The organism is Bradyrhizobium sp. AZCC 1588, assembly GCF_036924735.1.
GTDB lineage: Bacteria > Pseudomonadota > Alphaproteobacteria > Rhizobiales > Xanthobacteraceae > Bradyrhizobium.
On sequence record NZ_JAZHSC010000001.1, the window covers coordinates 3,864,603 to 3,888,793 of the forward strand.

20 protein-coding genes and 1 tRNA gene are annotated in these 24,191 nt (G+C 59.4%); 14 read left to right on the forward strand and 7 right to left on the reverse strand.

The features are described 5' to 3' along the window. Nucleotides 1-37: 37 nt before the first annotated feature. Nucleotides 38-1,036 carry a restriction endonuclease gene (locus V1277_RS18135; RefSeq protein WP_334417495.1) on the forward strand — a complete coding sequence of 333 codons (999 nt, stop codon included), beginning with the start codon at nucleotides 38-40 and terminating at the stop codon, nucleotides 1,034-1,036. Nucleotides 1,037-1,400: 364 nt separating this feature from the next. Here V1277_RS18135 and V1277_RS18140 read toward each other — a convergent pair whose 3' ends face one another. Genes V1277_RS18140 through V1277_RS18150 form a run of 3 tightly spaced genes read right to left on the reverse strand, consistent with a single transcriptional unit; the run spans nucleotide 1,401 to nucleotide 3,110 of the window. Next, nucleotides 1,401-2,366 carry a primase-helicase family protein gene (locus tag V1277_RS18140; protein WP_334417496.1) on the reverse strand — a complete coding sequence of 322 codons (966 nt, stop codon included), beginning with the start codon at nucleotides 2,364-2,366 and terminating at the stop codon, nucleotides 1,401-1,403. After that, complete coding sequence (locus V1277_RS18145) at nucleotides 2,360-2,725, reverse strand: hypothetical protein (protein ID WP_334417497.1); 366 nt, start codon at nucleotides 2,723-2,725, stop codon at nucleotides 2,360-2,362. The genes V1277_RS18140 and V1277_RS18145 overlap by 7 nt, the downstream gene beginning before the upstream one ends. Nucleotide 2,726: 1 nt before the next feature. Continuing rightward, nucleotides 2,727-3,110, reverse strand: a complete 384-nt coding sequence (locus V1277_RS18150) for a hypothetical protein (RefSeq protein WP_334417498.1) — start codon at nucleotides 3,108-3,110, stop codon at nucleotides 2,727-2,729. 710 nt (nucleotides 3,111-3,820) lie between these two features. Here V1277_RS18150 and V1277_RS18155 point away from each other — a divergent pair. Both V1277_RS18155 and V1277_RS18160 read left to right on the forward strand, forming a co-directional pair. Then, nucleotides 3,821-4,675 carry a DUF3800 domain-containing protein gene (locus V1277_RS18155; protein WP_334417499.1) on the forward strand — a complete coding sequence of 285 codons (855 nt, stop codon included), beginning with the start codon at nucleotides 3,821-3,823 and terminating at the stop codon, nucleotides 4,673-4,675. Nucleotides 4,676-5,085: 410 nt separating this feature from the next. After that, nucleotides 5,086-5,238, forward strand: a complete 153-nt coding sequence (locus V1277_RS18160; protein WP_334417500.1) for a hypothetical protein — start codon at nucleotides 5,086-5,088, stop codon at nucleotides 5,236-5,238. A gap of 141 nt (nucleotides 5,239-5,379) precedes the next feature. Here the strand turns inward: V1277_RS18160 and V1277_RS18165 are convergent, their stop codons facing one another. Continuing rightward, entirely contained in the window at nucleotides 5,380-6,669 is a 1,290-nt protein-coding gene (locus tag V1277_RS18165; protein WP_334417501.1) for a S1C family serine protease, read from the reverse strand. Nucleotides 6,670-7,071: 402 nt separating this feature from the next. On the opposite strand from V1277_RS18165, the gene V1277_RS18170 reads away from it, so the two are divergent. The 4 genes from V1277_RS18170 to V1277_RS18185 all read left to right on the forward strand — a co-directional run bounded on the left by V1277_RS18170 (nucleotide 7,072) and on the right by V1277_RS18185 (nucleotide 13,841). After that, on the forward strand, nucleotides 7,072-8,907 hold the full coding sequence (locus V1277_RS18170) for a type I restriction-modification system subunit M (protein WP_334417502.1): 1,836 nt from the start codon (nucleotides 7,072-7,074) through the stop codon (nucleotides 8,905-8,907). After that, on the forward strand, nucleotides 8,904-10,280 hold the full coding sequence (locus V1277_RS18175; protein ID WP_334417503.1) for a restriction endonuclease subunit S: 1,377 nt from the start codon (nucleotides 8,904-8,906) through the stop codon (nucleotides 10,278-10,280). The genes V1277_RS18170 and V1277_RS18175 overlap by 4 nt, the downstream gene beginning before the upstream one ends. Further along, nucleotides 10,277-13,399, forward strand: coding sequence for a type I restriction endonuclease subunit R (locus V1277_RS18180; RefSeq protein WP_334417504.1), 3,123 nt, complete (start codon nucleotides 10,277-10,279; stop codon nucleotides 13,397-13,399). The genes V1277_RS18175 and V1277_RS18180 overlap by 4 nt, the downstream gene beginning before the upstream one ends. Before the next feature lie 67 nt (nucleotides 13,400-13,466). Beyond that, nucleotides 13,467-13,841, forward strand: a complete 375-nt coding sequence (locus V1277_RS18185; RefSeq protein WP_334417505.1) for a hypothetical protein — start codon at nucleotides 13,467-13,469, stop codon at nucleotides 13,839-13,841. A 49-nt stretch (nucleotides 13,842-13,890) separates the two neighbouring features. Here the strand turns inward: V1277_RS18185 and V1277_RS18190 are convergent, their stop codons facing one another. From V1277_RS18190 to V1277_RS18200, 3 genes are all read right to left on the reverse strand, one after another. After that, on the reverse strand, nucleotides 13,891-14,532 hold the full coding sequence (locus V1277_RS18190) for a recombinase family protein (protein WP_334417506.1): 642 nt from the start codon (nucleotides 14,530-14,532) through the stop codon (nucleotides 13,891-13,893). A gap of 623 nt (nucleotides 14,533-15,155) precedes the next feature. Beyond that, entirely contained in the window at nucleotides 15,156-16,784 is a 1,629-nt protein-coding gene (locus V1277_RS18195; RefSeq protein WP_334417507.1) for a DUF6538 domain-containing protein, read from the reverse strand. A gap of 80 nt (nucleotides 16,785-16,864) precedes the next feature. Then, a tRNA-Thr gene (locus V1277_RS18200) sits at nucleotides 16,865-16,939 on the reverse strand. A 322-nt stretch (nucleotides 16,940-17,261) separates the two neighbouring features. On the opposite strand from V1277_RS18200, the gene V1277_RS18205 reads away from it, so the two are divergent. The 7 genes from V1277_RS18205 to V1277_RS18235 all read left to right on the forward strand — a co-directional run bounded on the left by V1277_RS18205 (nucleotide 17,262) and on the right by V1277_RS18235 (nucleotide 24,166). Continuing rightward, the gene (locus V1277_RS18205) at nucleotides 17,262-17,480 is read left to right on the forward strand and encodes a hypothetical protein (RefSeq protein ID WP_334417508.1); all 219 of its coding nucleotides are present in this window, start codon (nucleotides 17,262-17,264) and stop codon (nucleotides 17,478-17,480) included. 79 nt (nucleotides 17,481-17,559) lie between these two features. Beyond that, entirely contained in the window at nucleotides 17,560-19,266 is a 1,707-nt protein-coding gene (locus tag V1277_RS18210; protein ID WP_334417509.1) for an FAD-dependent oxidoreductase, read from the forward strand. Between the two features lie 137 nt (nucleotides 19,267-19,403). Further along, a complete protein-coding gene (locus V1277_RS18215) occupies nucleotides 19,404-20,228 on the forward strand; it encodes an alpha/beta fold hydrolase (protein WP_334417510.1) in 825 nt (274 codons plus the stop codon). A 210-nt stretch (nucleotides 20,229-20,438) separates the two neighbouring features. Further along, complete coding sequence (murA, locus tag V1277_RS18220) at nucleotides 20,439-21,728, forward strand: UDP-N-acetylglucosamine 1-carboxyvinyltransferase (protein WP_334417511.1); 1,290 nt, start codon at nucleotides 20,439-20,441, stop codon at nucleotides 21,726-21,728. Nucleotides 21,729-21,738: 10 nt separating this feature from the next. After that, nucleotides 21,739-22,191, forward strand: a complete 453-nt coding sequence (locus V1277_RS18225) for a DUF2948 family protein (protein ID WP_334417512.1) — start codon at nucleotides 21,739-21,741, stop codon at nucleotides 22,189-22,191. Nucleotides 22,192-22,370: 179 nt separating this feature from the next. After that, a complete protein-coding gene (gene hisD, locus V1277_RS18230) occupies nucleotides 22,371-23,666 on the forward strand; it encodes a histidinol dehydrogenase (RefSeq protein WP_334417513.1) in 1,296 nt (431 codons plus the stop codon). Beyond that, nucleotides 23,663-24,166, forward strand: coding sequence for a UPF0262 family protein (locus V1277_RS18235; protein ID WP_334370690.1), 504 nt, complete (start codon nucleotides 23,663-23,665; stop codon nucleotides 24,164-24,166). The genes hisD and V1277_RS18235 overlap by 4 nt, the downstream gene beginning before the upstream one ends. The last annotated feature ends 25 nt before the right edge of the window (nucleotides 24,167-24,191 follow it).

The window sequence follows — 24,191 nt, forward strand, 5'->3', positions numbered from 1 at the left end:
GAAAGCAGGTCCCAGCCGAATCGATTACATTCGCTACATGAGCAAACTGGGAACGCAATTCGAATTGGCGGTATCCGACGTTGTTCGTGAATACGATCCAACCGCTAATGTTCGGCGAGGTGAGTGGGTCATAGGGCCGGATGGTCGCAGAGAGTTGGACGTCCTAGTCGAAGGCACCGTTGACGGCGTTTTCCGCCGGACTCACATAGAATGTAAAGACTATAATCCCGCCCGGGGTCCAATTGGTATTGCCATTGTTGACGCGTTGGAATCCAAGCATCGAGATTTGCAATTTGATGTATCGTTACTGTGTAGCAACGCGGGCTTTACGATTGATGCAATCCGAAAGGCAAAGCGATCGCGAATCGGCCTTATCGGAGTCTTGCGCAAAAGTGATCTAAGGATTCGCTATCGGGTAGTCGACGAGATCTATATTCGACGAATTGACTTTGTTGCAAACAGTGGGGAGTACAAGTTTGATTTTTCCCATCCGGTCAAATTCCCGGCAGGGACGGATTCGAAGGAGATATTGTTTGCGGGCCTTCCCGTCGAAAATTGGCTCACAAATCGCGCGCTGTTATTCGTTAGCGCCAATCAGGTCGTAAAAGGCGTCCACCGGCTAAAGTATCGTTTCAAATTTCCGATCCAGATGGCTGTTCGCGGGGGCAGTGTGTTCGCGAACGGATGTCAGGTGAAGTTTGAGCTTAAAGGCAGCTGGATTGGTCAACGAATAGAAATTAATGCGAGTTCTGGGCTTTATGATTGGATTCGACGAACGGTTCGACTGGGGCCCGGCAACAATACGCTCGAATACAAAGACGTGAAATTTGGTTCGGGTGGGATACCTATCGAGTACCCTCCTAATTTTTCCAATGGTCTCCCCCCGCTGCAGGAAGGGGAGACTTCCATTCTTGACTTAGGTGGCCTGAAGGTGCCCGACCGGTGGGACATTCCTGACCTTGATAGGTTCGTTATAGACGAAGACCTAACTTTGATTCGTAGCGACCTATCGCCTGACGCCTATCGCTCCAATTAACGCGCGCCTGCCGGGGAACGCTTAGAGCCTGAGCGCGTCACAGCGATGTCGCCAGTCCGAGAAAGAATGGTGCTGCCAGACAGGATTGAACTGTGCCGATCCCAGCCCCACGCATTGAAAAATCAAAGGTTTTTAGCGTAGCTCGGTGTCGCTATGTAACAGTAGGAGGAACAGTTGTGAAGCGCGAACCTCGCCAAGTTTCCCCGACAGGGAGTCTGAGGTTGCCGTTCTGGTTAAGCTGGTCGGGCAGTTACCCGGCCATGGACCCTTCTTGGCCAGTTAGCCGGGCAGCGTTTTTCAGCGGAAAATCAACGGTTTCTCGGCGGTGGCCGGGAGCCCGCGTAGATCGGCAAACTTCCCCTGCTTAGAACTCCATTGGTTCGCCAGCGTTGATGGCCCAATCCGGCAGACGGTGAAGGCGGGCTCGCCTCCCGTTGACCATCGGTCGCACAGGGACGACCCCCGCCGCCTTGAGCGCCAAGCCAACCTCCTTCGTGCTCTTCGTCAGCGCTCCGTAGCCATCTCTACCCAGTTGCCGCAGGAGTTCATCCATCGCGAACTCCGGTCCCAGCATGGCGAGCAGATGCCCGCTATGGACTGCCTCCTCCAAATAGTGCTTCAGCGGGTTGCCGCTCGCCTCGATGATGGCTTCCTTGTGAGCGGTCAGCGGTGGAGCGGCATACGGCCTGAAGGCGGCCAGACACCTGCGCCTTAGCCACCAATAGATTGCAGCCATGCCCTTGTCGCTGCCGATGGACGCATTCAGGCGCTCATAGTAGTCCGGTCCTCTTGGCTGCGCCTTGCTGTCGAAAACGAAGTACCGGCGATCACCATCCTCAATGTCAATTGGTGCCGAGTGGTTCGAGAAGAGGATAAGCCGCGCGAAATTCTTCACCTCCATCTGAGGCCCGTACTTTATGTTCACGCTGACGGTCGGCTCCGTCAGAATCGGCTTCAGCCGGTTTGAAAGGTCCGCATTGCCATGCTCATAGACCTCATCCACCTGAACGACGAGCTTGCCCATGAGCCAGCCATCAAATTGGCTTTTCAGGTCCTTGGACTGGGCAACACTGCTGTTCCGCTCGCCAACGAGCCGCCTAATGATCGTGCCGAGGGTGGACTTGCCTATACCTTTTGCCTCGCTCGTTAGCAGGATCGCATGGTTCGCCCGCTCATCGGGACGCTGAACGAGATGCGCAATAAAGTTGAGAACATGCTCGATGGCTTGCTCGTTATCCTCGAACAAGTAGCGCACATGCTGTAGGAACAGCGTCGGCTCGACCTCTGAAGGACGATCCTCCCACGGAGGGGCTTGCCAGATGTTCAGCACGGACCTGCCAATGTCATCCGTGCAGATTGACCCGGCATGAATTCGACCCGCTCTGTCACGGCGACACCGATGTCGAGCGACGGATCGTCCAGCACGGCGATAATTTCGTCCATCTCCACGAAGTAGAGCCTCGTATGGCCCTTGTCGGTGCGGTATCGAAATGAGTGCGCAGCGCGGGAAATACGGTTGAAGGTCTTATCGTTCATTGGCTTCAACGACGCGGGTTCCTGCCGGTAGATCATCCCGTCGTGTTGAGCGGTCCAGGCGAACTTGGCCGCTAGCTCCCGGTGTACCCGGTCGCAAGCTCGCTTGAACTCCGGGCTGCCCTGAATGGGCAAGTCTTCGGTTGGCGCGAGCATGTCACTGCACCTCGCCGAGTGCATCGTAGTAGGCAAGTCGCTCCTTCCTGCGCTCTTCCTCCTCCCGCCTTTCGAGTTGGACCATCTTCACCCCAGCAGGACCGAACAACTCGACGAGAATGCCGCTGAAATACTCAGTGGTCTTCGGCTCCAGTTCCTTCATGGCCCGCCGCTTGCGGCCATCACCCGCACCGTCCCACTCGGCGAAACTGCCGCTGGAAAGGCCTCTCACCCTCCTGACAAGTTGGGTTCGGAACGCGGTCTCGTTCTTGAACAGCCGGGGATCGTCCGCCTGGAGCAGGTACATCGCGATGGTAGTGATCGCGACCTCGCGGCCTGACACCGTGTTGGCCAGTCGAACCAGTTCCTTGGTTGAAGCCCTCACGAACCGAAAGATGGTGCTGGGTGGCTGCGACCCCCAACTGCTGGTCAGTATGTCCCAGCGCTGGTCGCAGATGGACCAGAGTTTCGCGTCTGGTTGCTTCGCGATCCTCGCCTGAACCTTCTCTACGAACGGCTTCAGATCGGCCTTGCTGATGGTCCTCTGGCCTTCGTGGCCGTGTCGCCGCTTGCGAGACCTGTGCTTGGAACAGAGACGGGAATGACCGGCGCAAGGTTTCTCACAGCCGCTCACGTCGCAGCGTCGTGGCATCTAATTCCCTCAGTGCTTTTGCAGCCACGCCCTCAGAGACAGACACGAACTTTCGTGATCTGCCGTAAGCTGACAATGACGTGCCTCCGATTGAGGGCGGCTCATTAATTCAATTTCATCAATCTCGACAGTTAAAATTGCGTAATCACTTTCACTAACGGAATGGTTGCAGAAGTGGAAGCAATCCGCTGGGTGGGTCGTCTCCTCTTGGCCTTCAGACCGTTCTAGTTCTCAAGATGTTCCGGGGATTGTGCCTGCACTTTCCCAGACTCAAAGCGTGGACAACCGTGATTCATTAGTGGCTTGAGTGTAGTTTTACTTTCGTTCGCTTCGGTTCCAGGCAAATCATTGGTTGCAACATGCTGATTCTCAACCGGAGATTCGTCTGCCTCTAGCTGGCGAGCGGACTCCATTATCTTATCAATCTGTCTTTCGGCCTTGCCATGCCCGTTGCCTTTGTCGCCTATATCGATGAGTCCGGAGATACCGGACTGGACCTAGTCAAAAAACCAGACGATCCGAAGGGGGCGACCGAGTGGCTCGTCCTCTCGGCGTTTCTCGTCAGGGCCGAAAACGACTCGAAGATGGTCCCTTGGACTCAGGACGTTCAGAGCCAGTTCACCAGTAAGCGCACCGACTTGCATTTCAACAAGCTGCTTACCTTCAAAAAGTCTCTGGTTTGTTCGGCTTTGGCAAAGAAGCCGGCGAAAAGCTTCGTCGTGATGTCCAACAAAAAGAACATCGAGAAGTACAAAAATCCCCGCCTAGATGATGACAATAAAGCCTGGATTTACTGGTTTCTTACGCGCCTCCTTCTGGAGCGGGTCACAGCGTTTTGCGCCCAACACGTTCCGAAAGAACGTGAGGGCCAAGACAAGCTGCGCATAGTATTCTCCCGGCGCGGCGATCTTACTTACAAGGATTTTACGGACTACCTTTGGAAGATGTACTACGAGCGAGGCTCGCAGGTTCTTGGCTACAAGGAGCTAGATTGGTCGGTCGTCGACTTCGATGAGATCTACGCTCACGATCACGGTGACAGAGCGGGCCTTCAACTGGCCGATGTGGTAGCAGGCGCTTTCTTTCAAGCCGTTGAACTCAACCGAGGCGGGCAAGTTGAGTGCGACGCGTCGTACGCGGAACTGCTAAAGCCAGTGATGCACCACAATGGGAAACGCTGGTATCTCGGATTCGGCGTCAAGCCAATGCCGATGCTTCATGAAATGAAGCTCACCGAGCCGCAGAAGCAGATTTTTACATCCTACGGAGCGAACGCGAACAGTTGGAAAAAAAAGTGAGCAGGCCCCCGGCTCCTATTACGATCCTTTTGAGGGGATCATTGCCTCGCGCGATTGGAGACTCGGAGTGGTTCCAGCGTTGCCTGCCCAAACATATGTTACTGATTCAGCATTATGAAACAAGTGGTTACCTAACTCATTGACGAGAATCGTCTTTTAGAAGGGGTGTCTACGTGAGTCGCTTGCCGCTTGCACGTGGGATTCCTCTCGGTACTGGTCGTCCACGGAAATCGCAATTCCCACAGACGCCTTAGGTAGCGGGCTGACGCACCGTACCGGTGAGAGCGAAATGAGAACTGGCTGAAGATCAAAGCCGTCCAGAAGGGCAAGTTTCCAGTCGTCGGATTTAAGACCCCAGCGGTGTCGCTGCGCTGTATCTCGGCAAGCTGGAAGGAAAAGACCTGGTCTACATGGGACAAGGTCGGACTGGATGGTCTCGCACTGTCTCAAGCCGGATCAGGAAGCAACTCGACACAGTGGTCAGCCCGAAGTCAAAGCTAACCAAAGCAATCAGAAAGCCAAAGGCCACTTGGGTTGAAACCCAAATTCTTCGCCGACGTTGAGTACCGGGACATCACAGCGGAAGGCTTACTACGTGCCAGTTCGTTCAAGGGGTTGAGGAAGGCCTAACCATTTGATGCCGCGCGAGCGGCCCCCCACATTGGCCCGGCAAGAGATGTGGGCAACCCGAACATCAGTCAGCACTAATGCCTACAAACGAGCCGGTACCAATAACAGTGGCCTCGTATCTCAATGCGACATCCGTGGCTGCGGTTATCGCAATTTCCAATGGTTGCTCGTCGAGTTTCGCGAGAAGCATCTCTCAGTGACACTACCACGGGATTTTCGTCTCTCTCATCCTTCAACAGCATTGCTGTATCGTTGTTCAGGACGAAAAGGAGACCCGAGACTGCTACCTTCTTCCCGTGCAACGAACGTGCATCGACCTTTAGCTCACTAAGCGCTACGGGTGAGTACCCGCCTCTTGTCAGTTCGGCGACATGCGCATCACGCCTCGCTGCTTCCTGTTTAGCTTGCTCCATCATGCGACGGTTCTGAACAAATTCAGTGATCGCATTTTCGCGATCTGCCACGTAAGTCGTGACCAAGCGGTCTGAGGCAAAATGGATAGCCACCGCATCGGGAGTACCCGTTTCGCGTTCAAAGGCGCACCTGATTGTCCGTCTGAGGATTGATCCCATATCCTCGTCGGTCAGGTCTACAGCGGGCTTAAATTGATAGACCTTGGCGCGAGATTCTTGGGCCATGGTGTGTGTGCTGCCGCAAGGGCCAAGTATTTCGGTTAGCTTTTGGAAAAATGGCTCATTGTCTTTCGTTTTCGCTCCCCTGAACGCGATCATGCAGAACCTATCGGCTGCGGTTGACCTCACCTGCGTTTGATCTGTCCCCTGTGTAATTCGAGGAGGGCAGATGCCTCGAATCTCGGCTTCGAGTTCGGGGTTACCTGATGAGGCCGCTGGCTTGGAAGCGAGTGTTACCGAAATCTCGCTTTGGCGTCCGTCGCGGAGGATTTTCAGCCTAACAGTCGTGCCGATTGGATGACTGGCGATTATCCGGGCCAATGCCGCTGGTTCGCCGCCTACTTCCAGTTCCTTGTCATCGACAGCTAAAATCACGTCGCCCCGCTGCAACTGGGAAACTGCGGCAGGACTGCCGGGAATCACGGTTGCGACGAGCGCCCCCTTCGTTGTTTGAGACGTGCCACCCATGCTGACGGAACTCAGGCCGAGCCAAGAGGATGGGGTTTCGTTCGAGACTTGCTGTCGGACGATGTTGGTCGATTCTGGTCGTTCCGGTGAGATTTGTGGACTGTTCCCGTGTCGAATGATTCCGCCAGGTAGCCTTGGCAGGGGTTGACCGGGCTTGGCGTTTAGCAGATCGAGCGCCGACTGGCTAAAGGCATGACTGCTAAAGAGCAGCGAGACTGCAACAGCGGTTAGTAATGCGGTAAGGCGGATAGGAGTTCTTAACATTAGGTTCTCGATGCAACGGGTCGGAAGAGAGTGCGATTCGAATCGCCCGCTGCCATCGCTGTTACACAGATCTATCTTAGTCCATCAACTCACCCTTAGACGAAGCTTCAGCCGAACGGAGAGGACGGCGTGATTGCGCCCATCCGCGCAGGCAGCGCGACTTGAGCAGCACAAACAGTGAGATTGCCTGAGAGGGTGGCCCGACGCATGACGTTGATGACGACACACGCCGGGCCATGCCACAACCGGTTCACCCCCGGAATGGCTCGGACAAAGCTACAGACCTTCAGTGTGGTCGAGAACTCCGTAGGATCACGGTGTTTTCTTGCAAGTCGGGGTTGTACTATCCGAGTGCCCTTGGCAAGTTGATTCCTTCAGAGTGATCCGGGGGCTGTACTGATCGTGAACTACCAAAATCTGTCTTCTTTCATCTGGTCCGTGGCCGATCTGCTGCGTGGCGACTACAAGCAGTCCGACTATGGCAAGGTAATCTTACCATTCACTGTCCTGCGGCGACTGGACTGCGTCTTGGAACCGACCAAGGCGAAGGTCCTGGCGGAGTTCACCGCGAAGAAGAAGGCGGGCTTGAACCCCGACCCGTTCTTGCTCCGCGCCTCGGGCCAGAGCTTCTACAACACGTCCGATATGGACCTCCGCAAGCTGATGGGGGATCAGGACCACATCAGCCAGAACCTCTACGCCTATGTTCAGGGGTTCTCGCCTGCAGTGCGCGATATCTTCGAGCGGTTCAGCTTCTCAACGCAGATCGACAAGCTGTCCAAGAGCGGCCTGCTCTATCTTGTCACCGAGAAGTTTGCGGGCATCGACCTCCATCCCGAGGCCGTTGACAACCATGCGATGGGATTGGCTTTCGAGGAACTGATCCGCAAGTTCGCGGAACTGTCGAACGAGACCGCCGGTGAACACTTCACGCCGCGCGAAGTCATTCGTCTGATGGTTAATTTGCTGTTCGTTGAGGACGACGAGGTTCTGTCCAAGCCCGGTGTGGTACGCACCATCTATGACCCCGCAGCAGGAACGGGCGGAATGCTGTCCGTAGCTGGCGAACACCTCGCGGCGCTGAACCCGCAAGCCCGGCTCACCATGTTCGGACAGGAGCTGAACGACGAGAGCTATGCGATCTGTAAGGCTGACATGCTGATCAAGGGGCAAGATGTTGCCAACATTGTCGCGGGTAACACGCTTTCGGAAGACGGCCACGCTCATGCGAAGTTCGACTACATGCTGTCCAATCCGCCTTTCGGCGTTGAGTGGAAGAAGGTCGAGAAGGAGGTCCGCAAGGAACACGAGGGTCAGGGGTTCAATGGCCGCTTCGGCCCCGGCCTCCCGCGCGTGTCGGATGGCTCTCTGCTGTTCCTCCTGCATCTCCTGTCCAAGATGCGCCCGGCGCAGGATGGCGGCAGCCGCTTCGGCATCGTTTTGAACGGCTCCTCTCTGTTCACGGGCGGCGCCGGTTCGGGCGAGAGCGAAATTCGTCGCTATCTGCTGGAGAACGATCTAGTCGAGGCTATCATCGGCCTGCCGACGGACATGTTCTACAACACGGGAATTTCCACCTACATCTGGATTGTCTCCAACCGCAAGCCCGCCCAGCGCAAGGGCATGGTGCAGCTCATCGATGCCTCGTCGTTCTGGCAGAAGATGCGCAAGAGCCTCGGATCCAAACGCAAGGAAATGAGTGAGGCGCATATTGCTGAGGTGACGAAACTGTTCGGCTCCTTTGTCGAAGCGCGGCTCGCCACCGTCTTCGACGCTGAGGGTAAGCAGATGTCGCGGCAGGTGGTGCAACCGGGCGGCAAGCAACCGGTCGTTCCCGAGGGCGGCAAGGTGAAGATCGCTCCCTTGTCGCGCATCTTCCCCAATGAGGTCTTTGGCTACCGCAGCATTACGGTGGAACGGCCATTGCGCGATAAGAGAGGCGAGATCGTGCTTAGTGCCAAGGCCAAGCATAAGGGTAAGCCGCAAGCCGATGCCTCGTTGCGCGACACCGAGAACGTGCCGTTGTCGGAAGAGGTCGAGACCTACTTCAGACGTGAGGTGCTGCCTCATGCGCCGGATGCGTGGATTGACGAGGAGAAAACCAAGACCGGATACGAAATTCCTTTCAATAGGCATTTCTATGTATTCGAGCCGCCACGACCGCTCGCAGAGATCGATGCCGATCTATTGGTCGTCACGGACCGAATCAAAGCGATGATTGAAGGACTGGCGGCATGAGCTTTCCAGGGTATGAGAGCTACAAAGACAGCGGCGTCGAGTCGCTGGGGAAAGTGCCGCGTCATTGGACTGCAGTCCCTCTCAAAAGGATTGTAGATCAATCCCGTCCAATTACCTACGGCATCGTACAATGCGGACCGCATGTGTCGGGAGGTATACCATACATCCGACCTACGGATATGCTGGATGAAGCCGGTGTAGCCAATGAGGAGGGATTGCTCAAAACATCCGAGGAGATCGCCTCGTCATACGCGCGTAGTACGCTACAACGAGGTGACTTGGTTTGTTCGATTGGCCCGAGTTTTGGAAAGGTGATGATAGTTCCGCAATCGCTTGTCGGCGCTAATCTCACGCAAGGCACCGCTCGCATCGCCGTGGCAAAGGAACACATTCCACGGTTCTTCTTTTGGGTTCTCCGCTCAACGCCTTCGTTTCATCAATGGGAAAGCAGCGTCGGAGGAGCAACTTTTCGAGCGCTTAACCTTGAGCCGCTCTCGGAAACTATTGTCTGTGTGCCCAGCCTTGATGAGCAAGCTGCGATTGCCGCTTTCCTAGACCGCGAGACGGTAAAAATCGATGCGTTGGTTGATGAACAAAGGCGACTCGTCGAGCTGTTGAAGGAAAAGCGGCGGGCCGTCGTCTCCCACGCAGTCACCAAGGGTCTCGACCCGAATACGCCGATGAAGGACTCGGGCGTCGAGTGGCTCGGGGAAGTGCCTGTACATTGGGAGATAGCCACCTTGAAGCGGCACTGGCACGTTACGGACTGTAAGCATATTACAGCCGAGTTCGTGGACGAGGGGGTGCCGTTGGCGAGTATCCGCGAAGCACAGAGCAGGTTCGTCGATCTGCAATATGCGAAACAAACAACCGATAGCTATTACGAACAACTTGTCGAAGGTGGACGTAAACCACAGCCGGGCGACCTGATCTTCACGAGAAACGCTACAGTTGGTGAGGTCGCGCAAGTTGCTGATTGGCATCCTGCATTTGCTATGGGGCAGGATGTCTGCCTCCTGCGGAAGAGCCGCCCTGAGTTGTCGTCCGACTATCTTTGGTACGTGCTTCGATCTGATTGTGTAATCAGTCAACTTGCTAATCTGATGATTGGCTCAACTTTCAAAAGGGTAAACGTCGAGGAAGTTCGCAATCTCGTTGTCCTTGTTCCCAACGCGACCGAGCAGGCCGAAATTGCGACATTTCTTGATCAAGTGCTTCTCAAAATGAACGCCCTTGTCGCTGAATCCGAAGCCGCCGTTACTCTTCTTCAAGAACGCCGCGCCGCCCTCATCTCCGCCGCCGTCACCGGCAAGATTGATGTGCGCGGGCGGGTCAAAGCGGATGGACCGGTCCCCAAGGTGGTCGCCGCATGAGCCTTCACAAGGAGATCAGCTTCGAGGACGAGATTTGCGGCTATCTCACCGCGAATGGCTGGCTCTACGCGGAGGGCGATGCGGCGCTGTATGACCGATCTCGCGCTCTCTTGCCGTCCGACATTGTTGCGTGGGTGCAGGCGACGCAGCCCTCCGCATGGCAGACGCTGACCAAGAATCATGGCACCAGCGCCGAGCCCATATTGCTGGACCGCATCCGCAAGCAGCTTGATGATCGCGGCACCCTCGACGTGCTGCGGCACGGCATCGAGCTGATCGGGCTACGTCAGCCGCTCGCGCTGGCGCAATTCAAGCCAGCCTTGGCAATGAATCCCGACATCCTCGTTCGCTATGCTGCCAACCGGCTGCGCGTCGTGCGACAGGTGCGCTACTCGTCAGCGAACGAAAACTGCATCGATCTTGTGCTGTTCTTAAACGGCCTACCGGTGGCCACCGCCGAACTCAAGACCGACTTCACCCAGCACATCGACGACGCTATCGATCAGTATAGGTTTGACCGCAACCCGCGCCCCAAGGGGCAGGGCGTTGAGCCGCTGCTGCACTTCCCCAGCGGGGCTTTGGTTCACTTCGCGGTCAGCAACAGCGAAGTCCACATGACCACGCAGCTTGCCGGTCCCGCGACCGGCTTTCTCCCCTTCAACAAGGGCGACCACGGCGCGAAAGGCAACCCGCCTAATCCTGCTGGTCACCGGACCGGTTACCTTTGGGAGGAGGTCTGGCAGCGCGATAGTTGGCTGGAGATCATCGGCAGGTATCTGGTGACCCGGCGCGACGACAAGAAGAAGATTACCAGCATCACTTTCCCCCGTTATCACCAGCTCGACGCCACCCGGAAGCTGCAAGCTAAGGTTCTGGAGGAGGGAGCGGGTGGCAAGTTCCTCATCCAGCATTCGGCAGGTTCGGGCAAGACCAACTCGATTGCGTGGTCCGCTCATTTTCTCGCTGATCTGCATGACGCCAACAACGAGAAGCTGTTCTCTACGGTTATCGTTATTTCTGACCGCAACGTGATCGATGCGCAGCTCCAGGACGCGCTGTTCGACTTTCAGCGCACCACCGGCGTGGTTGCGACGATCAAGTCAGAGGGAGCGAGCAAGAGCGGGCAGCTCGCGGAGGCATTGAAGGCAGGCAAGAAGATCATCGTCTGCACCATCCAGACTTTTCCGTTTGCGCTGGAGGAGGTTCGGAAACTCGCCGCCACGGAGGGCAAGCGGTTTGCGGTCATTGCTGACGAGGCGCATTCGTCGCAGACCGGGGAGGCAGCATCGAAGCTCAAGCAGGTTCTATCTCCTGAGGAGATTTCCGAGCTGGAGGAGGGTCTTGAGGTCAGCACGGAGGATATCTTAGCAGCGCAGATGGCAGCTCGCGCCAGTGACAAGGGCATCACCTATGTCGCCTTCACGGCCACGCCAAAAGCGAAGACCATTGAGCTGTTCGGCCGCACGCCCGGTCCTGATATGCTGCCCGAACCGTTTCACGTCTATTCGATGCGGCAAGCCATCGAGGAGGGCTTTATCCTTGACGTTCTCAGGAACTACACGCCTTACCGATTAGCGTTCAAACTCGCGCACAACGGCAAGGAGCTGGACGACAAGGAGATCGAACGTGATGCCGCTTTAAAGAGCATCATGCGTTGGGTTCGTCTACACCCCTACAACATCAGCCAGAAGGTTCAGATCGTCATCGAGCACTTCCGTGAGACTGTCGCGCCGCTGCTGGAGGGCCGCGCCAAGGCCATGGTAGTGTTAGGGAGCCGCTTAGAGGCAGTGCGCTGGCAGCTCGCCATCGAGAAATACATCAAGTCACGCGATTACAAGATTGGGACGATGGTGGCCTTTTCGGGTGAGGTCAATGACAGCCAGTCCGGACCCGACGCCTTCACGGAGACCAGCAAGGCGCTCAATCCCGGCCTGAATGGACGGGACATCCGCGATGCCTTCAAGGGGGAGGAGTTTCAAATACTGCTGGTAGCAAACAAGTTTCAGACAGGGTTCGATCAGCCGCTGCTCTGCGGCATGTATGTGGATCGGCGTCTTGCTGGCATTCAGGCCGTGCAGACACTCTCGCGCCTGAACCGTTCCTATCCCGGCAAGGACACCACCTACGTACTGGATTTCGTCAACAGCTCCGAGGAAGTGCTGGCAGCGTTCAAGACCTATTATGACACGGCGGAGCTGGAGGCCGTCACCGACCCGAACCTTGTCTACGACCTGCGAGCCAAGCTTGATGCATCGGGCCACTACGACGAGTTTGAAGTGGATCGTGTCGTGGCCGTTGAGATGAACCCCAAGGCCAAGCAGGGTGACCTGATCGCGGCGCTGGAGCCGGTCGCAGATCGCCTCCTGAAACGGTTCAAGCAGGCGCAAGAGAAGCTGATAACAGCAAGAGCCAAAAAGGACGACAAAGCCACCGAAGAGGCCAACGGCGAGATCAATGCTCTGATCTTGTTCAAGGCCGATATGGGCGCGTTCCAGCGCATGTATAGCTTCCTGTCGCAGATATTTGACTACGGCAACACCGCCATCGAGAAACGGTTCATATTCTATCGGCGGCTGATCCCGCTGCTGGAGTTTGGTCGCGAGCGCGAAGGCGTTGACCTTTCGAAAGTGAAACTCACCCATCACAGCCTGAAGGATCAGGGCAAACGGCAGTTGCCTCTTGGAGACGGTGAAGCGCCCAAACTGCCGCCGCTGTCGGAGGCTGGTTCCGCCTCTCTGCATGAGAAGGAGAAGGCGCGGCTCGAAGAGATCATCGCTAAGGTCAACGATCTGTTCGAGGGTGATTTGACCGACGACGATCAGCTCGTCTACGTGAACAACGTTATCAAAGGAAAGCTCCTTGAAAGCGAGGAGCTGGTTCTTCAAGCGAGCAACAACACGAAGGCGCAGTTCGCTAATTCGCCGACGCTCTCCAAGGAAATAATGAACGCTGTCATGGACGCACTCGCTGCTCACACCACGATGAGCAAGCAAGCTATCGATTCCGAGAAAGTGCGCCAAGGACTGAAGGACGTATTGCTTGGCCCAGCGCAGCTCTATGAAGCTCTGAGAGACCGAGCTGGCGGAGCCGGTGAAGTTGTGGGCAGTTCAGAAAATTAATGAAGACTTGTTACTCCGGCGAGCTATTCAGCCTGCGCTATAGCAATGCGTATCTGGGGATATAAGAATGAAGAACGTGAAGATGCAGTGTGTTGAACTCCATGACGACGGTGAAAATCCCATTCATTGTCCCTTCTGCGGGGTCAAAATAGCCGTGGGCGCGAGTGAAGAGAACATAGACAAGTGGATCGTCGGAAATTGTGAACACCTCTTGTTTGCTGCAATCGACGAGATAGGCGAATTTGAATACCGCAGCGAAAGATTTGACGACGCAATCAAGGCCGCGATGAGCAAGAAGACCGAGGAAGAGCAAGAAGACCTTGAACAAGATGTCTACGAGCTGGCAATGCTCGTCGAGATACCCAACGCGTTCATGTTCCATTCGGTCATGGGCTCACCAGCTCAGGAGAGCGTGTATATTGGGTTTGCTCCCACGCTGTAGGTGCGGAAGGGAGCCATCCGGTCACAGCCCCCAAGTGACAAGTTGCTTCTCAGCATTGGCCGGGTTCTGCCTGATCCGCGCCAGCCAGTCTCTTAGCAGCCTTGGCTACGGTGGTGCGGCTGCAATTCGTCAGTTCCATTACCTCGTTCCATGACTGTCCAGCGGCTAGCAAGCGGACGATACGTGCATTGCGCTCTGCATCTTCAGGGCGTCCCTTGTACCTGCCTTCAGCCTTCGCCTTCGCCTGTCCCTGAGCTTGACGGCGGCGGCGATCTTCATAGTCCTTGCGAGCAACAGCGGCCAGCATGTCGAGGAGCATGTTATTAATCGCGTCGAAGAGTCGGCTGGTGAACTCATCACCGTTGCCCGTGGTCATCATCCACGATGTTGGCAAGTCCAGCGCCACGACGCGAACCTTGCGAGCTGTCAGTTCCGCCTTGAGCCGTTCCCAATCGGCAGCGGTCAGGCGCGATAACCGATCAACTTGCTCCACCAAGAGAACGTCTCCAGGTGAAGCATCGGCCAGAAGCCGAAACAGTTCGGGGCGGGAGAGCGATGCTCCGCTCTCGTTCTCGATGTACCAGCAAGCAATCGATAGACCGCGCTCAACGGCGAATGCCTTAAGTTGATCCTTGGCGCGGCTGGCGTCCTGCTCATCGGTGGAGGCGCGGAGGTAGGCACGGACAAACATCTTGTGAAACCCCGTTAGTCTGATTTGAATGGTCCGATAATTGTCAGTCCGTTTTGAATTGTCAATCGGAATTATCAGACCGCTTCCAGACCAGTCCGAATAGAGGATACCCAAAAGGTACCAGTCACGGTGGCGATGGTTGCTCAGATAGCAGGGGATTGGTCAGCCCCGGCCTACTCGGCGTTCGGTGGTGCAGTACCGGGGGTATCGGTCCTCCAGCGTCATGGCTGTGCAGTACCGGTGGGTATTGGTCCTCCAGCGTCTCGGCAGGTGGATTGGTCTGCCAGCGTCTCGGCTGTGCAGATAGGGTGGGATTGGGTCAGCCCCTGCCTACCCAGAGTTCGGCTCCGGGTATGTGATGAGAACCGGGTGGTGCATTCACTAAGGTGGTGATGGTCCCCTAGCCCTCGCCAGCGACCTCGCCCTGCCCAGCCACCTGCCCAGCACCAGCCAGCGTTTCATGACAGCCCGTCTCCAGTTCACCCAGCCGCTGACCAGCAAGCGGAGGCAAATGCCAACGATGGCGAGCGAGTGTGTGAGAGAACGGGCCACCCACCGGGGGAAGCGCGGGATCGATAGGGGTATATTGGCCTCTCGAAAATTTGCCAGATTTTTAGACCAGCCTACGCCGCTGTTGCCCGCTCGATGCCGGTGAGTTTGTAGCGAGGGAATTGGGCTATGGCCTCCATCCTCACCTGCAACGTCACCTTGGTGTAGTCCCGGCCCTTGGTCCCTGCCGAGTGGCCACAGATCGCATCGAGCGTCAGATCATTCAATCCCGCCTGATAGCCATAGGTCTTGAACGAATAGCGCCATGCGTGGTTTGGCTGAACGCCACGGTCATCTACAACGTCGCGCACCATGGTATAGATGCGCTTGTAGACGCCAGCAGCCGGTCCCGCGATGGTGCCATCCTTGCCGACATCACAGAACAAGTGGCCGGGTTTTGATTGCTGCACGAAATCAATGAAGCCGTCCGCAATCAAATGCTCATGTACCGGCACGTCCCGGAACGTGTCGGTCTTGATGCCACCGGCTTCGGGCGTGAGTCGCATGATCCATCGATCCTTCTCGCGTCTAACGTCCTGCTTGCGCAACTGGATCATTTCCGCAACCCGCGCACCGGAGTAGGCGCACAACCACGGCACCCATCGCTTCGCCGCTGTTGTCTTTGAGTTCTCGCGCGGTGATCCTTCCGCCGCGAGCGCGGCCTGTAGGACCGCTGCGATCTCATGCTCAAGGAAGTATTTCTCGCGGGTTGTTTTCTTTCCGCGTCCTTCGATCTTTGCCTCTTCCGCTGGATTGGTTGTCAGCCAGCCTCGTCGTCCCGTGCCCCATCCGAACACGGCTCGCAGCGCTGCGAAATCGGTGCCGTTGATGGTCTTGGCTGACTTGCCTTCAGCACTGCGTTCGTCACCCCACCGCTGCACGTCTGCCGGTGTGATGCGACTCAGGTCATCATGGCCAAGCCATTCTTTGAACCTGAGAACGACGGCCTTCAATTGATCCGCACTCCGCTGGCGGACTCCTCTGGCCAGCGCGGCGGTGTGCCAAGCGTCCACAAGCCCGGTCAACGATTTGCCCGTCTGGACGCTGCCACCATGCAGGGCTGTCGGCGGTGGAAAGCGATTGACGTAGGTGTCGGGACTGTAGTCGCCATCAGCGTTCCTCGCCAGCTTCTCCACGCCCTTAGTCAGATCGCGGGCAACAGCTTCGATGACTTGCCATCGGCTGTCCTCATCGGTGAACACAGCCTCGCGTGTCAGCGTGGCGTCAACGATGGCGCCAAACCGGTTCTCCATGTCAACGTCACGCCGCGTATCCTCATCCTTGAAGATGCCAAGGCGAGCGCCAAGGCTGTACTCTCCGCGCTGTGCGGCCTTGTTCTCTTCTGCGACACCCAGCCACTGTTGCGATGTCAGGCCGGGGTTGTTCTCCAGCCCTTCCGCGAACGCTCGGTAGACGATGCCAGACAGCGCCGAGACCTGCTTGGCCGTGAGCGGCTTCGGGCCTTCACGCAGTGCCTTGAACTGGCGCTCCACGTCAGCGGCAATGTCCGCAGCCTTCGCCTTCGCGAGGGTCTTATCAGCGGTGCCGGTCGTGATCATGATGTGCGTGTCGTACCAGCCCTTCGGTCGGGGATGGTTGGGCAGCTTCGCCAGTATCCGCTTAACATCGGCGGGGATTGTCTTGCGATACCACCAGTTGTCAGAACCGTTTCTCTTTACCAGACACACGACTTTCAGAACCATTTGTGCAACACCCTGTGTAACAGGAGCGCCGCAAAAACCATAACCGGATCAATACGGTATTGATCTTTCAGGGGAAAAGGTGGTGCTGCCAGACAGGATTGAACTGTCGACCTCTCCATTACCAATGGAGTGCTCTACCACTGAGCTACGGCAGCATGCCCGGTATCAGGGAATCGGCCCTAAAGGCCCCTACAGGCGGCCGGTTCTTGCCACAAGGGCCCCGCTGGTGCAAGCGCGCGGGCAGGCTTGGAAAGCACCAAAATGGGGTAAAATTCGTCCCGACGATCGGGACCCGGTGCAATTGGGCAACTTCGGGCCTTGCTCCGGTTCCCGACCTCGCCTTGAGCGGCTGAATCCTGGCTTCCGCTACTTGTCGCGGGGTTCGGGACGGTGGCGGGCCGGGCGCGATTGCGGCATGGCTGATCGAAAGCGACTATCTTCGAATGGCGGCGTCGCTGACGCCGTTTTGAACAAGGCATGTTCGGCGGACTGACGATGACGGGTGATCAAGGCAAGGGCGCAGGAAAGACCGGCGCTGATGTGAAGGATTCACGACGGGACCGGCTGAAGCTGGCGCTGCGCGAAAATCTCAAGCGGCGGAAGTCGCAGGTGCGTGGGCGCAGTGATTCCAGCGCATCTTCCGAAACCCCCAGTGTCTCCCTAGATGACGCCAGCGGAGAAAAGCAGGGCCAGTAGCGTAGGGGGAATCCCCGATCGCTCGCCGGCGGCCTGACAGCTCTCCGCGCAGTTCCTGTTCTTTCCCTGGGCGGTGACAATGAGTGCAGACATCACGGCCGGTCCGGCGGCCGGCGCGACTTCCACCGCGTTTCCACGTTACGAACAGACGTTCCCGGTGCTCACCCATCACGAGATCGCGCGCATGCGCCGATTCGGGGAGCTTCGGGCCTACAGGGACGGCGAACCCCTGTTCGAGACCGGCAAGGTCGGCCCCGGCATGTTCGTGGTGCTGTCGGGCACGGTCGCGATCACCCAGCGCGACGGCCTCGGCCATATCACGCCTGTCATCGACCAGGGCCCGGGACAGTTTCTGGCCGAGATCGGACAACTCTCCGGGCGCGTCGCGCTGGTCGACGGCCATGCCGAGGGCGATGTCGAAACGCTGCTGATCCCGCCGGACCAGTTGCGCGCGCTTCTGGTCGCGGAAGCCGAGCTCGGCGAGCGCATCATGCGCGCGCTGATCCTGCGCCGGGTCAGCCTGATCCAGGGCGGCGTCGGCGGCCCGGTGCTGATCGGCCCGTCCTCCCTCGGCGACACGGCGCGGCTGCAGAATTTCCTGGCACGCAACGGCCAGCCGCACCACGTGCTCGATCCCGCAAGCGACAAGGACGCGGCCGATCTCGTCGCGCGCTATTCGGCCTCGCGGGCCGACCTGCCGCTGGTGGTTTGTCCTGACGGCACCGTGCTGCGCAATCCGTCGGAGACGTCGCTGGCGCTGGCGGTTGGCATGATCACCAACCATGCGCATGAGAGGCTCTATGATGTGGCGGTGGTCGGCGGCGGTCCCGCCGGTCTCGCCACTGCGGTTTATGCCGCCTCCGAAGGATTGTCGGTGGCGGTATTCGACGCGCGGGCGTTCGGCGGCCAGGCCGGCGCCAGTGCGCGCATCGAAAACTATCTGGGCTTTCCGACCGGCATTTCGGGGCAGGCGCTCGCGGGCCGTGCCTACAATCAGGCGCAGAAATTCGGCGCCGAAATGCTGATACCGGTTTCGATCAGGTCGCTGGATTGCTCGCAGCGCGACGGCGTATTCGCGCTGGCCACCGAATGCGGGCAGTCGCTGCGCGCCAAATCCATCGTGGTGGCGAGCGGGGCGCGTTACCGGCGGCCGGAGATCGAAAATCTCGACGCATTTGAAGGCCGCGGCGTCTGGTACTGGGCCTCGCCGATCGAGGCCAAGCTGTGCTTGGGGCAGGATGTCGTGTTGGTCGGCGGCGGCAATTCCGCCGGCCAGGCCGCGGTGTTTCTGTCCGGCCATGCGCGCAAGGTCTACATGATCATCCGCGGCGGCGGGCTGGGCGCCAGCATGTCGCGCTATCTGATCGAGCGGATCGAGGCGGCGCCCAATATCGAACTGATCTTCAACGCCGAGGTGATTGCGGTCGAAGGCGGCGGCGATGGATCGCTTGAACGCGTGCGCTGGAAGAGCCGGCTGGCGCCCGAACAGCACAGTTTCGATGTCCGCAACCTGTTTTTGTTCGTCGGCGCGGACCCGGCGACCCATTGGCTCGACGGCTGCGGCGTCACGCTCGACCGCGCGGGCTTTGTGGTGACGGGAGCGCAGTCCGAGCAGAATCTCGGCCGCCCGGTGCCGCCCCTGGAAACCTCGGTGCCCGGCGTGTTCGCGGTCGGCGACGTGCGCTCCGGCTCGGTCAAACGCGTCGGCGGCGCGATCGGCGAGGGCGCGCAGGTGGTCGCCGCGCTGCATGGCTATCTCGCCGACGCCGCGAAGCCGTCGCCATGATGCGGCGTGGGGGCGCGCGTCAGCCCGAACTATGGGGCGCCTTTGCGCCCCCGAGAATCTCCATCAACACCATTCGGATTCCGGCCACGCAATGACGCGTGCTCGGGGATGACGGCATAACAAGAGGAGAATTCGTAATGCCCACCATCACCACCAAAGACGGCGTCGAGATCTTCTACAAGGATTGGGGCAAGGGTCAGCCCATCGTGTTCAGCCACGGCTGGCCGCTGTCGGCCGACGATTGGGATGCGCAGATGCTGTTCTTCCTCAACAACGGCTTTCGGGTCATCGCCCATGACCGCCGCGGCCACGGCCGCTCCAGCCAGGTGGCCGATGGCCATGACATGGATCATTATGCCGACGACCTCGCGGCGCTGACGGCGCATCTCGATCTCAAAGGTGCCGTTCACGTCGGCCATTCCACCGGCGGTGGCGAGGTGGTGCATTACATCGCCCGCCACGGCGAGAGCCGGGTGGCGAAGGCGGCGATCCTCAGCGCGGTGCCGCCGCTGATGGTGCAGACCCCTAGCAACCCGGGCGGACTGCCCAAGGAAGTGTTTGACGGATTTCAAGCGCAGCTCGCCGCGAGCCGCACGAACTTCTATCGCGATATCGCGGCCGGTCCGTTCTACGGCTACAACCGGCCGGGCGCCGAGCCGTCGGAGGCCGTCATCGAGAACTGGTGGCGCCAGGGCATGATGGGCGGTGCGAAAGCGCATTACGACGGCATCGTCGCCTTCTCGCAGACCGACTTCACCGAGGACCTCAAGAAGATCAACGTGCCGGTCTTGGTGATGCACGGCGACGACGACCAGATCGTTCCTTATGAAGATTCCGCGCCGCTGTCGGCGAAGCTTCTGAAGAACGGCACGCTGAAGACCTACAAGGGCTTTCCGCACGGCATGTCGACCACGGAGGCGGCGACGATCAACGCCGATTTGCTGGCGTTTATCAGGTCGTGAAGCTTGGTCATTCCGGGATGCGCCTCTTGGCGCAGGCCCGGAATCCATTGGGCCGCAAGCGCTAGAGGAGGAATGGGTTCCGGGCTCGCGCTTCGCGCGCCCCGGAATGACGACGGCTGTTTTGCCCACCCCATCAAATCGCCGCAAATATCGCCGCTTCTGCTGCGGACGCACGCGCACATAATTTGTGCATAGCGAGGGAGGCGTGGCATGGACCGCATTCGTATTGTCGGCGGCAACAAGCTCAACGGCACCATCGCGATTTCGGGCGCGAAGAACGCGGCCCTGCCGCTGATGATCGCGGCGCTGCTCACGGAGGAAACGCTGATCCTCGACAACGTGCCACGGCTTGCCGATGTCGCGCAGTTGCAGCGCATCCTCGGCAACCATGGCGTCGACATCATGTCGGCGGGCAAACGGCAGGGCGACGGCCAATATCAGGGCCAGACCCTGCACATCTCCGCCGCCAACATCATCGACACGACAGCGCCTTACGAGCTGGTGTCGCGGATGCGCGCCAGCTTCTGGGTGATCGCGCCGCTATTGGCGCGCATGCACGAGGCGAAAGTCTCGCTGCCGGGCGGCTGCGCCATCGGCACCCGGCCGGTCGATCTTTTGATCATGGCGCTGGAGAAGCTCGGCGCTGAACTGACAATCGATGGCGGCTATGTGGTGGCGAAAGCGCCCGGCGGCCTGCGCGGGGCTGCGATCGATTTTCCCAAGGTGACGGTGAGCGGCACCCATGTCGCGCTGATGGCGGCAACGCTGGCCAAGGGCACGACTGTTATCGCCAACGCCGCCTGCGAGCCCGAAATCACCGACGTTGCCGACTGCCTGAACAAGATGGGCGCGCGCATCACCGGCGCCGGTACGCCGCGGATTGTGGTCGAGGGCGTCGAGAAGCTGCACGGCGCCCGCCACACCGTGCTGCCTGACCGGATCGAGGCCGGCACCTATGCGATGGCCGTCGCCATGACCGGCGGCGACGTGCAGCTTTCCGGCGCCCGCCCCGAACTCTTGCAGTCGGCGCTCGACGTGCTGGCGCAGGCCGGCGCCAAGATTACCGTCAACAATGACGGCATTCGTGTCGCCAGAAACGGCGGCCCGATAAAGCCGGTGACGGTGTCGACCGCGCCGTTCCCTGGTTTTCCGACCGACCTGCAGGCGCAGTTGATGGCGCTGATGGCCTGCGCCGGCGGTTCCTCGCAGATCACCGAGACCATCTTCGAGAACCGCTTCATGCATGTGCAGGAACTGGCGCGGTTCGGTGCGCGGATATCGCTGGATGGCGAGACGGCGACCATCGACGGCATCGCAAAGCTGCGCGGCGCGCCTGTGATGGCGACCGATTTGCGGGCGTCGGTTTCGCTTGTTATCGCAGGCCTTGCCGCCGAGGGCGAAACCATGGTCAACCGCATCTATCACCTCGACCGTGGATTCGAGCGGCTGGAGGAAAAGCTATCGGCCTGCGGTGCGTTGATCCAGCGCATCAGTGATTGAGGACTAGGACTTGCCGGCGGACCCGCTCAAACTGATTGCGCTCGACGCCGACGATCTCGCCGTCATATCGGCCCATGTGCAGGACGCCCGCGTGGCGGCCTCCGATATCGTCTGGCGGCAGGGCGAAAAGCGGCTGGTGGTCGGCATGAGCCGGCTGGACTGGGAGCAGACGCTGTCAGGCGGAACCGAACCGCGCCGCTTGATCGCGGCGCTGCGCTTCGACCGGGTGCTGGCCTGCAAATCGCGCAACATCGATCTGCAGCGGCGTGAATCGATGCTGGAACTGGTCGGGATCGAATTCCACCCGGGCGAGGCCCCCGGCGGCAGCGCGCTTCTCCTGTTCAGCCATGGCGAGGCGCTGCGGCTGGACCTCGAGTGCCTGGAATGCGAGCTGACCGACCTCGGCACCGACGATCTCGGCACCAGCGACCTGGCCATCGCGCCCCTGGGGCCGGAGGGGTGAGGGTGGCAAAGGCGCGTCTTCGCGCCGTGCCCACCATTTTGATGCTGCAAGCCGCCATTTTGGTGGGCTCGCTTCGCTCAGCCCACCCTACGGCTCCGGTTTCCCGGTGAGCGAGGGTTGACGGCCCTTGGCCGCCGCGCCATTGAGCAGGGGCCTCCGACGTCTCTCAGAAAGCCGCCATGCCCGTTCGCCTGGATACCAGCAGCGCCGATTTCGGTTCACGATTCAAGCAATTCCTCGCCGCCAAGCGCGAGGTGTCGGCCGATGTCGAGCGCGCCACACGGGCCATCGTCGACGACGTGGCCGCGCGCGGCGACGCCGCCCTGATCGAGGCGACCAAAAAATTCGACCGGCTCGAGCTTGCGGCCTCAGGCCTGCGCGTGACCTCGGCCGAGATCGACGCGGCCGTGAAGGCCTGCGATGCCGTGACCATCGACGCGCTGAAATTCGCCCGCGACCGGATCGAGGCGTTTCACCAGAGGCAGTTACCGAAGGACGAGCGCTTCACCGATCCCCTCGGCGTCGAGCTCGGCTGGCGCTGGAGCGCGGTCGATGCAGTCGGCCTCTACGTGCCCGGCGGCACGGCGGCCTATCCGTCCTCGGTCTTGATGAACGCGGTGCCGGCCAAGGTCGCCGGCGTGCCGCGCGTCGTCATGGTGGTGCCGTCGCCGGACGGCAAGCTCAATCCGCTGGTGCTGGCGGCCGCCCATCTCGGCGGCGTCTCCGAGATCTATCGCGTCGGCGGCGCGCAGGCGGTGGCGGCGCTGGCTTACGGCACGGCGACGATCGCGCCGGTCGCAAAAATCGTCGGCCCCGGCAACGCCTATGTCGCCGCCGCCAAGCGGCTGGTGTTCGGCAAGGTCGGTATCGACATGATCGCCGGTCCCTCGGAAGTGCTCGTGATTGCCGACGACACCTCCAATGCCGGCTGGATCGCCGCCGATCTGCTGGCGCAGGCCGAGCATGACGCCAGCGCCCAGTCGATCCTGATCACCGACAGCGCAGACCTGGCCACCGAGGTCGAGCGCGCGGTGGAGTCGCAACTCGCGACGCTGCCCCGCGCCGAGATCGCGCGGGCCTCGTGGAACGATTTCGGCGCCATCATCATGGTGAAAGAGCTCGACGAAGCGGTCGAGCTCGCCAACGCGATCGCCGCCGAGCATCTCGAAATCATGACCGCGGATGCGGAAGGGCTCTCGGCAAAGGTCCGCAACGCCGGCGCGATCTTCCTCGGCCCTCATACGCCGGAAGCGATCGGCGATTATGTCGGCGGCTCCAACCACGTCTTGCCCACCGCGCGCTCGGCGCGGTTCTCGTCGGGGCTCGGCGTGCTAGACTTCATGAAGCGCACTTCGATTCTCAAATGCGGGCCGGACCAGTTGCGCGCGCTGGGGCCTGCCGCGATGACCTTGGGCAAGGCCGAGGGTCTGGACGCCCATTCACGCTCCGTCGGATTGCGCCTCAATTTGCCATGAACAAGCCGCCGCCAGACGATGACCAGCACAACCGCATCGTCGCGGTGACGCTCGACGAGGAATCGATCGGGCGTTCCGGCCCCGATATCGAGCATGAGCGGGCGATTGCGATCTACGACCTGATCGAGCAGAACCTGTTCGCGCCGGAAGGGACGGTGCAGGGGCCGTACACGCTGCACATCGCGATCACCGGCAACCGGCTGATGTTCGACATCCGCCAAGAGGACGGCACGCCCGTGGTGGCGCATTTGCTGTCGCTGACGCCGTTCCGGCGGATCGTGAAGGACTATTTCATGATCTGCGACAGCTACTACCAGGCGATCCGCACCGCCACGCCTGACAAGATCGAGGCGATCGACATGGGACGCCGCGGCATTCATGACGAAGGCTCGCGCACGCTGCAGGAGCGGCTGAAGGGCAAGGTCCGCATCGATTTCGAAACCGCCCGCCGCCTGTTCACGCTGATCTGTGTGCTGCACTGGAAGGGGCAGGACGCATGATGTCGCACGGCCGGATTTCCTGACG